12 protein-coding genes are annotated in these 13,279 nt (G+C 43.3%); 11 read left to right on the forward strand and 1 reads right to left on the reverse strand.

Annotation, left to right across the window (positions count from 1 at the left end):
* The first annotated feature begins 13 nt into the window (after window positions 1–13).
* From AC0THY_RS13725 to AC0THY_RS13740, 4 genes are read left to right on the forward strand one after another with little or no spacing between them, the layout of a single operon-like run.
* Complete coding sequence (locus AC0THY_RS13725) at window positions 14–748, forward strand: ABC transporter ATP-binding protein (RefSeq protein WP_489991163.1); 735 nt, start codon at window positions 14–16, stop codon at window positions 746–748.
* Window positions 735–1,478: an ABC transporter permease gene (locus tag AC0THY_RS13730; RefSeq protein ID WP_489991164.1), complete on the forward strand. Its 744-nt coding sequence runs from the start codon at window positions 735–737 to the stop codon at window positions 1,476–1,478. The genes AC0THY_RS13725 and AC0THY_RS13730 overlap by 14 nt, the downstream gene beginning before the upstream one ends.
* A gap of 29 nt (window positions 1,479–1,507) precedes the next feature.
* A complete protein-coding gene (locus tag AC0THY_RS13735; RefSeq protein WP_489994198.1) occupies window positions 1,508–2,215 on the forward strand; it encodes a response regulator transcription factor in 708 nt (235 codons plus the stop codon).
* Window positions 2,212–3,621: a sensor histidine kinase gene (locus tag AC0THY_RS13740; protein ID WP_489991165.1), complete on the forward strand. Its 1,410-nt coding sequence runs from the start codon at window positions 2,212–2,214 to the stop codon at window positions 3,619–3,621. Before AC0THY_RS13735 ends, AC0THY_RS13740 begins: the two co-directional genes overlap by 4 nt.
* Window positions 3,622–3,660: 39 nt before the next feature.
* On the opposite strand, the gene AC0THY_RS13745 is transcribed toward AC0THY_RS13740, so the two are convergent.
* Entirely contained in the window at window positions 3,661–5,460 is a 1,800-nt protein-coding gene (locus AC0THY_RS13745) for a glycerophosphodiester phosphodiesterase family protein (protein ID WP_489991166.1), read from the reverse strand.
* Window positions 5,461–5,961: 501 nt separating this feature from the next.
* Between AC0THY_RS13745 and AC0THY_RS13750 the strand changes: the two genes are divergently transcribed.
* From AC0THY_RS13750 to AC0THY_RS13780, 7 genes are all read left to right on the forward strand, one after another.
* Window positions 5,962–6,744, forward strand: coding sequence for an SDR family NAD(P)-dependent oxidoreductase (locus tag AC0THY_RS13750; RefSeq protein ID WP_489991167.1), 783 nt, complete (start codon window positions 5,962–5,964; stop codon window positions 6,742–6,744).
* Between the two features lie 42 nt (window positions 6,745–6,786).
* Complete coding sequence (locus tag AC0THY_RS13755; RefSeq protein WP_489991168.1) at window positions 6,787–8,283, forward strand: sugar ABC transporter ATP-binding protein; 1,497 nt, start codon at window positions 6,787–6,789, stop codon at window positions 8,281–8,283.
* A 27-nt stretch (window positions 8,284–8,310) separates the two neighbouring features.
* Window positions 8,311–9,288: an ABC transporter permease gene (locus AC0THY_RS13760; protein ID WP_489991169.1), complete on the forward strand. Its 978-nt coding sequence runs from the start codon at window positions 8,311–8,313 to the stop codon at window positions 9,286–9,288.
* A 5-nt stretch (window positions 9,289–9,293) separates the two neighbouring features.
* The gene (locus tag AC0THY_RS13765) at window positions 9,294–10,280 is read left to right on the forward strand and encodes an ABC transporter permease (protein ID WP_489991170.1); all 987 of its coding nucleotides are present in this window, start codon (window positions 9,294–9,296) and stop codon (window positions 10,278–10,280) included.
* Window positions 10,281–10,304: 24 nt separating this feature from the next.
* Window positions 10,305–11,363 carry an autoinducer 2 ABC transporter substrate-binding protein gene (locus tag AC0THY_RS13770; RefSeq protein ID WP_489991171.1) on the forward strand — a complete coding sequence of 353 codons (1,059 nt, stop codon included), beginning with the start codon at window positions 10,305–10,307 and terminating at the stop codon, window positions 11,361–11,363.
* Between the two features lie 80 nt (window positions 11,364–11,443).
* A complete protein-coding gene (locus tag AC0THY_RS13775) occupies window positions 11,444–12,469 on the forward strand; it encodes a Gfo/Idh/MocA family protein (RefSeq protein ID WP_489991172.1) in 1,026 nt (341 codons plus the stop codon).
* Between the two features lie 24 nt (window positions 12,470–12,493).
* The gene (locus AC0THY_RS13780) at window positions 12,494–13,270 is read left to right on the forward strand and encodes an SDR family NAD(P)-dependent oxidoreductase (RefSeq protein ID WP_489991173.1); all 777 of its coding nucleotides are present in this window, start codon (window positions 12,494–12,496) and stop codon (window positions 13,268–13,270) included.
* Window positions 13,271–13,279 lie beyond the last annotated feature (9 nt).

Consider the following 13,279-nt stretch of genomic DNA (forward strand, 5'->3'; position numbering starts at 1 on the left):
AGGAGGTAATAATATGCAGGAAGTAATTAAAGTGGATCAGCTTTCGAAATCTTATGGCAGTCTGGCGGCGGTCGATCATATCAGTCTATCGGTGAAGCGCGGTACGGCCTTTGGATTGATTGGGGCAAACGGCGCAGGGAAGTCTACTACTATTGAGTGTATTTTGGGAACCAAGAATGCTGACAAAGGGAAGGTTGCGATTTTAGGTAAAGACCCGGCAGAGGACAGGAAACACCTTTTTGAGAGAATTGGTGTTCAGTTTCAGGAGAGCAATTATCAGGATCAGATAAAAGTGGGTGAACTCTGCGAAGTAACTGCCTCACTCTACCAAAGGGCTGCAAACCCCTCTGTGCTGCTTGAAAGATTTGGGCTTGCGGACAAGAAAAAAAGTCTTGTGAAAGAATTATCCGGAGGACAGAGGCAGCGTTTATTTATTGTCCTGGCGTTGATTCCTAGCCCGGAAGTCGTATTTCTGGATGAGCTTTCTAACGGCCTGGACGCAAAAGCGCGCCGGGAAATCTGGAAAATACTCTCAGACCTCAAAGGGGAAGGACTGACTATTTTCCTGACCTCCCATTTTATGGATGAGGTAGAAACCCTATGTGACTGTATTTGTATTCTAAAAAAGGGAAAAATTGTTTATTATGGAACCGTCTCAGAGGCAGTGGAAAAAAGCCCTTATGACAAGTTTGAGGATGCTTATCTTTGGTACACAGACGAGGAGGAACAGGACTATGAAAACATTTAGAGCCATGCTGAAAACAGAATTAAAATTGTCACTGAGAGGGATGGATATGTTTATTTTCGCCATCTGCGTTCCGCTTATAGTGCTGGTTATTCTAGGAATCCTATATGGGAATAAGCCGGCCATCCCAGGCGCAGAATACAGTTTTTTGGAACAGTCTTTTGGCGCGCTTACAACCATATCCATATGTGCAGGTGGTGTTATGGGCTTACCTCTGGTGGTGTCGGATTACAGGAACCGAAATATCCTGAAGCGCTATAAAGTGACCCCTGTCAGTCCTACCATGATACTTATTGTGCAGGTGGTGATTTATACTCTCTATGCACTGGCCTCCCTTTTCCTTTTGTATTTGGCGGCGGCGATTTTCTTTGGATACCAGTTCCGGGGATCAGTAATAAACTTTTTGGGAGGATATCTTCTGGTTCTGGTGTCCATTTTCAGCATAGGTATGATGGTGGGCGGAATTGCCCCCAACACTAAGATAGCAGGTGTAATTGCCAGTATCCTATATTTCCCAATGCTGATATTTTCAGGGGCTACGCTGCCCTATGAGATTATGCCGGAAGCATTGCAGAGGATAGCCAATTTCCTGCCTCTGACCCAGGGAATCAAACTGCTAAAGGCAGCCTCACTGGGATACGATGTAAACAATGTGCTTGCGCCGATTATAATATTGGTTGTGATTGCTGCTCTCTGTACAGGTATCGCCATTCGGTATTTTCAATGGGAGTGAATTGAGATGAAAGAAAGCGGGTGAAAAGCATAGACAGCAGAATTTTATTGGTGGATGATGAGAGAGAGATTGTGGATTTGTTGGAAGAGGTTTTGCAGCGGGATGGGTTTCTGAATATAAGGAAAGCATACACAGGGACAGAAGCCCTGGAGGCTTGTTTGGATTTCCAACCGGATGTTGTGATTTTGGATATTATGCTTCCTGACATTGATGGGCTGGAGGTTTGCAAAAAAATAAGGGATTTTTCTTACTGCTCTATACTGTTCTTATCCTCCAAAAATGATGATCTCGATAAGATTCTGGGACTCTCCGGCGGCGGTGATGACTACATTACAAAACCCTTCAGCCCCCGTGAGGTAGTGTTCCGGGTTAAGGCCCAGCTTCGCCGCCAGAGCTATCAAAGGTATGCCTCTTTTGAAGAGGAGGCACCTTTGAGTGTGGGCCCTCTTACCATTGACAGGGGAAGCTGCCTGGCTTTTAAAAATGGGCGGGAATTATCACTCACTGGCAGAGAATTTCTCTTACTTGCTTATCTTATGGAAAATGCGGACAAGATTATTAGCAAAGAACGGCTTTATGAGCAGGTTTGGGGAGAGTACAGCAGCATCTGTGACAATACCATCATGGTTCACATCCGACATCTCCGGGAGAAGATAGAAGATACTCCCTCAAATCCGCGTCAGCTTATCACAGTGAAAGGTTTGGGCTATAAGCTCAGGAAAAGGATTGGTAAATGAGAAAATCAGGTTATAGAACCATATTTCATATTTATGTAATTTTTTTCCTGTCCTTGCTGGGAACGGTAATCGCAGCAGTTGCCTTTAGCTTTATGCTGATTACTGTCCGGCAGCCGGATGGAACAAGGTCAAGAAGCGACTGGCCAAAAGTATTTACTGAAAATTTCAGAGAACAGATTGTGTTCATTGACAATGCGCCGCAGGTAAAGCAGTCAGGGATTGCACTGCTGCATGAAAATGATCTGGGCTTACAGATTATATCTCCTCTTGGCAAGGAGGTGTTTTCTTATGAACGGCCATCCGGGGCTGGTGTGACGTATTCCATATCAGACTTACTGAGTCTCTGCCAGGGAGTCCGGTCAGAGGATGGACAAACTACAGGCTTTGCAGGCACAGTCACAAATGGCGGGAAAGAATATATATATATTCTCTACTTTCCTGTGAACATTGCTAAGGTTACTATGTACCTGAATGGAGAGCAATTTGCCGGAGGAAAACTCGTGGTGCTTGCTGTATTTGTGGTACTGCTTCTTGCTATCGTAGGTTCAGGTGTACTCTATGGGTTCATGACAACGAGAGCTATGAAGAAGCTGACTGCTTCGATTGAAGACATAGCATCCCGGAGTTATCTTCCCATACAGAAGCAGGGAGCATTCCACGACCTTTACAAGAGCCTGAATACTTTGGACGCGCAGATCAGGACCAGTGACCAACTGAGGACTCAGACGGAAAAGATGAGGGAGGAGTGGATTGCAAATATCACCCATGACTTGAAAACGCCGCTTTCTCCTATTAAGGGATATGCGGAGATTCTGCTGGAAACTGACGGTAAGAGTGCAGAGCAGTGCAGGCGCTATGCAGGGATTGTGATGAAAAATGTCTCCTACATGGAAACCCTTATAGAGGATTTAAAGCTGACTTATCAGTTGGAGAATGGAATGCTTCCCTTAAACTGCCAAGAGCAGAACCTCGTCCGGTTTTTAAGAGAGCTGGCAATTGATATTTTGAATGACCCGGAATATGAAGACCGCATCATTCATTTTGAGTGTGCAAAACAGATGGTACGGTATTCATTTGATCAGATGCTTTTTCAGAGAGCCTTTGGAAACCTGATTGTCAATGCCTTTGTACATGGCAGAGCAGATACAGAAATTACACTGCGGGTCGCGGACACGGAGGATTCCATCCAAATTTCGGTGAGGGATAACGGCGGAGGAATGAGTACGGAGGAATGTGCGCATCTCTTTGAGCGTTATTACCGAGGTGCAAGTACGGAAAAAAGGCCAGAGGGAACAGGGTTAGGTCTGGCAATCGCAAAAAATATTATTGAACGTCATGGCGGCAAAATTTCCGTTTCCAGTGTTTTGGGCCTTGGCACCACTTTTTATATGGAATTTCCGGTGTGAACAGAAAAGTATACGTTTTGAGAGTCAGCAGTGCATCTCTCACAGAGAGTCAGGAAAAAAGAGATCCGTTAAAAGATTCAGAGTCAGGTTTTCCATTTGCTCGTCTACATAGTAACGGGTCAGCTCTGGATTGTCTGTGATAATCCCATTCACCTTACATCTCAGATTCCTCTGAATGGTATTCTCAGAGTTTGCAGTCCAGCCAAAGATCTTTTTGCCCTGATAGTTTGCGGTCATTACCATTTCTGTGGTAATGGACGTGGTCTCAACACTGTATCCGTCGATGTAGTCAATTCCATAATCATGAGAGTACAGCAGGGGAGTAATGTAAACGGTCTCAATCTGAGACTCCATCTGTTTTGCTTCCTTTAGAATTTCCAGGTTCATGGAGGCTATGCTGCACTGGTGAACCATATCATATTTGCGGATTTGTTCTAAAGTCTGTTTTACCAGATCGATGCGCTGCTCATGGCCGGTGAGCTTTAGTTCAATCATCAGGTTAATTTTGTTTTTTGCGGTTTTTAACATCTCATCCAGGGTTGGAACAGGTTCTTTGGCGAAATCATCTGAAAAAAAGGAACCTGCATCATACCCCCTGACTTCAGAATAATTTGTATCCCAGACGTTTTTATCAACGCCGGTTGTACGCTTAAAGTTACTGTCATGCAGGATTATCAACGTATTATCCTTTAGTAGCTGTACATCAATTTCAGCGGCATCCGCCTTTGCTTCAATAGAATAGTTGAGTGCAGCCATAGTATTTTCTGGGGCAAAAGCGGAAGCAGCACGGTGGGCAATGATCTGAGTAGATAAATCGTCTGAATAAATAAAATTACCTCCCAGTTCCGTTTCACTGAATAGAATCACCAGAAATACTGTGGCTGCCATAACAATAACGCGCCTGATAATCGAAAAAAGTCGGGGCTTTGTATGGACCCGGTTGGGACGGATATCGTTTCTGTACTCATGAAACAGAGAGAGGACCATGGCGAACAGCCATATAGTACTGATTGTACTGGCTAAAATGATCCCGATCCTGCCCAGAGTCTCCATCCGGAAACGAAAGGCGGCTTCTGCCTGGGAGAGGGCATAGGCGGATTTTGCGTAGGCTGCAAGTGCTCCTGCTCCTGAAAAAAAAATGAGAAAAAAGACAGCAAAAAGAACTGTGAATGATACCACAAACTTCCACAGGGTAGCTGCCTTGCGCTTTCTCAGCAAGACGAAACATTCCTGCCAAGAGGCTCTAAAATCTTTTTTATACAAGATGACAGAGGGCAGAACAAAGAGGCAGAGAATAAACAAATAATTCAGACCGATGAGGATAATGATAAATAATACCCGGAATAGTTGATTCTCCCAAATAAAATCCATGATAAACTCTGGCATGCTTCTCCATCCCAATACGTAACGTGAAAAAGGAGAGACTGCCAGCAGCACACCGAGCATAAATCCCCAGAAGAACAAGAGTATTTTTATATTCAAAAGCGCTCTGCAGCTTTTAAACGCTTTTTTGATTAACTGCCACAGCGATAGAAATTCATTCCGCCATCCTTTTTCACAGTAAATATAGAGCGCGGAAACTTCAAAAAATGTGCTCACTGTTATGATCATTATGAGGCAGAGAAATAATACTATGGAAAGTGGGTGGGTTAATAAAATGCGGATATTTTCAAAGCTCAGGTATGTAATACCTGCAGCATGCAGAATATTGTCCATAATAATGCCTACGATTGAGGAGAGGAAGGAATAACATACTACTTTATAGAATAATTCAAAAGTCAACAGAGTGGTCCAGTTCTTTAGAGTGATACTGCCGGATACTTTCAGCAATTTTTTCATTTTTATTTTCTCGCTTTTAAAATGATTTCTTATATGGTATAGTGTTATAATATAACTATTCTATCCAGTTTTCAAGGCTAAACCTTCTTCTTTCCAAAGAATACAAATTTTTTATTCCACGTCATAATTCTCAGAACGAAGTTCACGGGAGACACTTTAGGGGATTCCTAGTTGGAATCCTCTAAAGTGTCTTTTTTGTTACATTAATAAAAATAATTTATATATATCGAAAGAATAATGAAAATTACAATATATAGCCCTAAAAACACTTGTAAAATTTTGGTAAAAGCAAAATATTTGGGTATAATACACAAAACTATTTTAAATTAATAGTAAAAATATAAAAGAATTATTAATAAAATAAATTTAAAAATATATTGACATGGGCATTGTGTTGATGTATGATTAAAATATCCTTATTGCTAGGAGGCAAAAGAGAAACACACACATTTTGGACTGTAGAAGAACAGCCAAAGAGGATTTTACAAGGAGGTATAAGCGATGTCGGTAGTAAATGATTTGTTCAATCTGAATGGAGAAGTTGCGCTGGTGACAGGTGCCAGTAAAGGACTGGGAAGGATGTTCGCCAATACGTTGGCAGAAGCGGGGGCAAAGGTTTGTTTACTTTCTTTTGAAAAGGAGGACTTGGATCGCGCGGAAAGAGAAATGAGGGAAGCTGGCCATGACTGCATGAGCTTTTTTGGGGACATTACCCATGAAGACGAGATACAGAAATGCGTGGATGCGATAGTAAAACGTTACGGAAAACTTGACATTCTGGTCAACAACGCAGGGATCGGACGTTGTAATAAATCTCCAGAGAATACCGCCACACAGGAGTGGGAAAAAGTAATAGATATAAATGTAAATGGAAGCTTTATCTGCGCGAAAGTTGCGGGGAAAGAAATGTTGAAAAACAGAAAGGGGAAGATTATTAATATGTCTTCCATCTCCGGTAAAATCATTAATAAAGGAGTACATGGAGGCTCTTATGATGTGTCAAAAGCAGCCATAGATGGTCTGACAAAAGCTCTGGCCAGTGAATGGGCTCAATATCATATAAATGTAAATGCGATTGCTCCAGGATATTTTATGACAGACCCTAATAAAGAGTTCTTTCGTGCTGACCCTGGTTTTTATGATCTGGCTCTTGATATGATACCGGCAGGTCATATGGCAGAACCGGAGGAACTGGCAGGAACGCTTCTTTTTTTAGCCTCCAGGGCCTCAGATTACGTACACGGAACGATTATACAGGTTGACGGCGGTTATATGGTGTGGTAAGAAAATTCGACCCTGAATCATAGAAAATGAGAGGTGATGAGTGTGGCTGAAACATTGTTGAAACTTACCGATATAACGAAGAAATTTCCGGGAGTTCTCGCTTTAAACAAAGTCAGACTGGATATTAAAGAAGCTGAGGTATTGGCCCTGGTGGGAGAGAACGGAGCGGGAAAGTCTACACTGATTAAGATTCTGACCGGTGCTTTGGGCGGCTGGACGGGAGAAATTCTTTGGAAAGGTAAAAAACTGAAGATTCAGCATCCGAGGGAAGCTCAGCGGGCAGGAATCTCAACCATCTATCAGGAACTCACTCTCTGCCCGGATATTTCAGTGTCAGAGAATGTATTTCTGGGCAGGGAGCCTAAGAAGAACGGCCTGATCGATTGGACTAAGATGAATAAAATGACAGAGGAGGTGCTGGGAAAGCTGGAAGTCAGAGTATCTCCAACAGCAAAGGTGGGGAGCCTGAATGTGGCGACTCAGCAGTTAATAGAAATTGCAAGGGCATTGACTATGAATGCGCAGCTCATAATCATGGATGAACCAACCTCCTCTCTTTCAGAGCATGAAGTTGTGAACTTAATGAAAATCATTAAAGATCTGAAAGCGAATGGGATTTCGATTCTGTACATATCCCATAAATTCAATGAAATCTTTGAGATATCTGACCGAATCAGTGTTCTCAGGGATGGCGAATATGTAGATACTGTCAATACTGCACAAGCTGATCTGGACAAAGTTTTGGAGATGATGGTGGGCCGTACTGTAAATATACGGTTTAAGGAGCGGACAAACAAGATAGGAAAAGAAATTTTTGCTGTTACAAACCTGACTTCTAAGGGAGTGTTCGAGGATATCTGTTTCAGCTTGCATGAGGGAGAGATTCTGGGAGTGTCCGGACTGGTGGGAGCAGGCAGAACAGAAATGGCAAGGGCAATATTTGGTATTGATAAATCAGATTCAGGCGAAATCACCATTGGAAACAAGAAGCAGCACCTTCCGCGCTCTCCCAAAGAAGCATTAAAGCTGGGCATTGGATTTTTACCTGAGGACCGCAAGGACGAAGGGCTCGTGTTGCTTATGAGCGTACAGGAGAATTCGACTTTGGCAGCTTTGGCTAAGAATAAAGCAAATTGGTTTATACATTCGAAAAAAGAAAAAGTGTTGATGGATGAGTACGTTCGGAAGCTTACAATTAAGACTCCCTCCACGAAACAATTGACCCGTAACCTCAGTGGCGGTAATCAGCAGAAGGTTGTAATTGCTAAGTGGCTTTTAAGCAAATCCAAAATTTTAATTTTTGACGAACCTACACGCGGCATTGATGTGGGCGCAAAGGCTGAAATATACGATTTGATGAACGAGTTAGTGGCTGATGGCTACGGCATTATTATGATATCCTCTGAGCTGCCGGAAGTGATTGGAATGAGTGACCGGATCATGGTGATGCAGGAGGGGAAGGTTGCTGGTATTTTCCCAAAAGAGGATGTTACACCGGAAGAAATTATAAGTTACGCAACAGGAGCAGACAGAAATTAGAATTATTGGAAGGAGGGGACAGGTATTTTGAAAAAAGATGTTACGGCCATCCGCAAGGGAGGAATGGGGAGATCTGTCGGAAGAATTTTGATTAGCATTCCGGAACTGACCATTATCATATCAATCATTCTGATTTCTATATTGATCGGTGCGCAGTCAGAGTCTTTTTTTACCAGTACTAATTTGCTAAATATTTCAAAGCAGATTTCAGTGAATGGGATCATTGCTGTGGGCATGATGCTGGCAATTATCGCCAAGGGAGTCGATCTTTCAGTAGGGTCTATGGTTGGTGTAATCTGTGTAGTGGCCGGGTCTTTCATTAAGTTGGGGCTTCCGGCTGGAGCTGTACTGATGGTTTGCTTACTTACCGGAGCAGTTTGTGGCGGAATAAATGGACTTCTTATCGTAAAACTGCAGGTAAAGCCAATCATTGTTACCCTGGCCACAATGAATATCTTCAGGGGAATTACGTATGTATATTCCGGCGGGAAATGGGTAACCAATTTGCCTAAGGAATTTTTATTGTTTGGAAATGGGGTGGTTCCCGCAGTAATCTTATTGGTTGTACTGGTTTTATTTACTATCATTATGAAATATACGTCATTTGGAAGGCATGTCTATGCTATTGGCAGTAATGAGGAGTCTGCGAAATTAGCCGGGATTCGGGTTGATCAGACAAAAGTAATGATTTTTATGGTGTCAGGAATTTTGACCGGGCTTGCGGCAATGCTATTTATCGGACGAACAGGAGCTATTCAGCCGGCAGCGGGGACTGGATATGAGATGGACGCAATTGGAGCAGCTGTGCTGGGCGGTGTCAGTTTCCTGGGAGGTAAGGGAACTGTTTTGGGAACGATTATGGGGGCTGTTTTAATGGGGCTAATTCTAAACGGTATGACTTTGCTAAAGATCTCAGCAAATTATCAGGGATTGATCACCGGACTGATTATTATTTTAGCATTGCTTCTGGATACTGTAAGAACCATTTATGGGGAGAGGAGGTGAGTACAATGAAAGGCAGTGTAGGAAAAGACATATTTGCAAAAATGGGCTATGAATTGGTTTTACTTGGTTTTCTGGCTATATGGTTTCTTTTCATGGGCGTTATGGAGCACAGCTTTCTGGCCCTGAACAATATTGTAACCGTTCTTACCAGAGTCAGTGAAGTGGCAATCATAGCTGTGGGGATGACAGTGGTGATCATAGCCGGAGGATTTGATCTTTCAGTGGGAACTGTGATGGCTATTGTCCCCATTATCATTGGCCTTAGTTACGGCAACGGCTTTCCTTTTGGCGTATGTATATTTTACGGTATCCTTTCGGCTGTCGCTATCGGAATAGTGAATGGCATTTTGATTGCAAAGGCAGGATTTCAGCCAATTATAGGAACCTTGGCTACTATGACAGCGCTTAGAAGTATTATATATGTGCTGACAGACGGAAAGCCGGTCAGCACGTTTCCCAGCGGTTATGACCAGTTGGCCCAGGGGAAGCTGCTGGGAATACCTATTCCAATACTGATTCTTTTAGCTATCATCATTGCAGCTCAGTGGATGATGAGGTGTACGAAATATGGAAGATTCATCTACGCAACAGGAGGCAATCCCAAAGCAACGGACATTGCGGGAATCAGTGTGGTGCGGATTACCATCGCTGTATATGTGTTGAATGCGCTGCTTGCAGGAGTAGCGGGTATCATCTTCTCATCCCGTTTGATTTCTGCCTCACCTGATGCAGGAAGGAATACTGCTTTTGACGTGGTGACAGCAGTATTAATGGGGGGAACCAGTATCAATGGCGGTCAGGGCAATATTCTGGGCACAATGCTTGGTATTCTGATCCTGAATTTTATCATTAATGGTTTCAACTTACTCGGGGTAAATGCTTACTGGCAAATGATCTTCATGGGGATTGTGCTGCTGATCGCTATCGGGTATGATGCAAAACTGAGAAATGGTTTTGACATTGCAAAGTTTTTTAAACATAGAAAGGGATAAAATATGAAAAAAAAGAGTTCATTTATGGCAATCTTGATGAGTACTATCTTTATTTTAACCATTGCAGGCTGTGCAAGTAACGGCGAAAGGACACCAGAGCAGTCAAAGACAGCAAAAAGTGCAGATACCACCGCAGACAAAGATTCAGAAGTAAAAGAAACAAGTGACAGAGATACATATAAGATAGGAATTGTGGTCAAACAGATGGGAGCCCCATATTTTGATTATGCAGCGGAGGGAGCCAAGAAGGCAGCAGCGGACTTTAACGCGGAAATCATATCCTATACAGGACCGTCCACAGAGGATGTAAATCAGGAAATCACCTTTATCGAGGATCTTATCACTCAGGGAGCAGACGCGATTTTAATATCTACTGCGGATAGTACTGCTATTATTCCAACCATAAACAAGGCCGTAGATGCCGGCGTAGATATTTTCACCTTTGACATTGATGCACCTGACAGCCAGCGTCTGTTTTGTATTACAGCTGGTGAGCCGGAAGAAAGCGGTACTGCAATCGGAGAGAGCTTGGTTAAGCAGGTTGGAGAGAAAGGACAAGTGGCGTTACTCACGGGTGGACTTGGATCAGAGACTTTGAACAGGCGTTTGGAGGCAATTAAAGCTGTTTTGGCAAAATATCCTGATATTGAACTGGTTGCTACGGAGGCATGTGACGATAATTTTGAAAAATGTGTATCGCAGGTTGAAAATTTAATACAGACATACCCGGATTTAAAAGCAGTGGCGGGGGTATCCACTGTGAATCCTCCAGCTGCGGCCATGGCCATCCAGTCAGCCAATAAAACAGGGGAGATCATTTCACTGGGAATTGGCCTTCCTTCACAGTGTTCTGAGTATATTGATGCAGGCGTAATACCGGAATTGATCCTGTGGGACCCGGGAGTTATGGGATATGATGCTGTGGCAGCAGCAGTCAATTACATGGATACAGGGAAACTGCCTCAGAATAATGAAGATTATGGAGAATACGGCGGTAAATTGATTGTGAAAGATGGAAGTGATGTAGGATATATTCCGAGTATTATTTTTACAAAAGAAAATGTACATAATTACGAGTTTTGAGATAATTTTAGTACGCAAATCACAGTAATATCTATCGCTGGAGTTGATCGGGTAGCATGAAAGAAAGGTGGTAAGGAAGAATGGAAAAATTGAGAATGGGTATTGTTGGAGCCGGCATTTGGGGAGAAACACATGCAAGTATCTATAATGAACATCCTTTTGCAAAGACAGTGGCAATTTGTGATCAAAATCGTTCAAAGGCGGAGGCTTTGGCGGCAAAGTTTGGAATAGAAGAGATCTATACGGACTACAGGGAAATGGCAGTAAAATCCAAATGTGATGCTATTGCCATTGTTACACCGGATTTTCTGCATGCTGATATTGCCATAGCATGTGCAAAGGCAAAGAAAGATCTCTTGATTGAGAAACCCCTGGCGACCACGCATGATGATGTGTACCGGATGATGGATTCTTTTGAAAAGAACAAAATACGTGTGATGGTAGATCTGCACAATCGTTGGAATCCAGCGGTCAATACTGCAAAACAGTTGATTGATGCAGGGGATCTGGGAACGCCCACCAGTGCTTATGGCCGCCTAAATGATATTAAGTGGGTAGCTACAGATATGCTTTCATGGGCAGGACAGTCTTCTATTTTGTGGTTTCTGGGCAGCCATTGCCTGGATACCCTCCGATTTTTAGTGGGATCAGAGGTAGAGAGGGTATATGCTGTTTCGAGGGAAGGTATATTAAAAAAAATGGGGGTGGATGTTCCGGATATGTATCAGGCTACTCTGGAATTTAAAAACGGCGCAATTGCTCAGATGGAGTGCGGCTGGATAACGCCGAATGCAAATACCTGTATTAATGACATTAAGTTTACTGTGTTGGGTACAGACGGGATGATCAATATTGACTGCTCCAGCCATAACATGATCCAGGAAGTGACAGACCATAAAGTGATAACACCGGATATCATTGTACGTAATAAAGTGGATGGGAAGGTAAAAGGTTTTGCATATGAGAGTATTCGTTCTTTTGTGGACTGTATCTTAAGCGAACGGAATTTTCTGGTCACAAAGGAGGATGCTGCTAATACGTCCCTGGCACTGCTGGCAATTATGGAATCGGCAAAGACAAGGCAGCCCGTGACAGTAAAATACTAAAAGTGTGAAAGGATTGGTTTACCCATGAAGAGTAAATTTGATTTAAGCGGCAGGACTGCAGTGGTGACGGGGGCAGGACAGGGGCTTGGAAAGTCATTTGCACGGTCCCTGTCTTTGGCGGGCGCTGAGGTCTTTATGATGGCAAGAAATCTGGAACGTCTGGAGAATACTTCCAGGTTTATACAGGAGGAGTCGGGGAACACAATCCATGTCTGGCCTTTGGACATTACAGATGAGCAGAGTGTGAAGGAAGCATGTCGGTTTGTAATGCAATCCGCAGGACACCTGGATATCCTGGTCAACAATGCCGCTGTGGGCAGGAGTGATACGCCACTGGTGCATGAGAGCTTGAAGGAATGGAGCAGGATACTGGAGACAAACCTTACCGGAACATTTCTGATGATGAAGCATGTGGGCAAAATAATGGAGGCACAGAAGTACGGAAAAATAATTAATCTGGCTTCTGTGACAGGGAAGGTGGCGATGAGAAACCCAACCATTGGGGCATATGATGTGTCAAAAGCAGGAGTTGAGTGTCTGACGCGGCTGATGGCAGGAGTATGGGCAGAGCACAATATCAACGTCAATGCCATTTGTCCAGGTTATTATATGACCGAGATCAATGAGAAGTATGTGAAAGAGAATCCCGGATTCTATAAGGATTCTTTAGATTGTATACCACTAAAGACCTGGGGAAAACCGGAGGATATCGGGGATATCGCTGTATTTCTGGCATCACAGGCGTCAGATTATATGACAGGAGCTACACTGGTTACAGACGGGGGATACATGGTTTGGTAGGAGGAGAAC

This window comes from Ruminococcus sp. 8Y-12 (genome assembly GCF_058119865.1).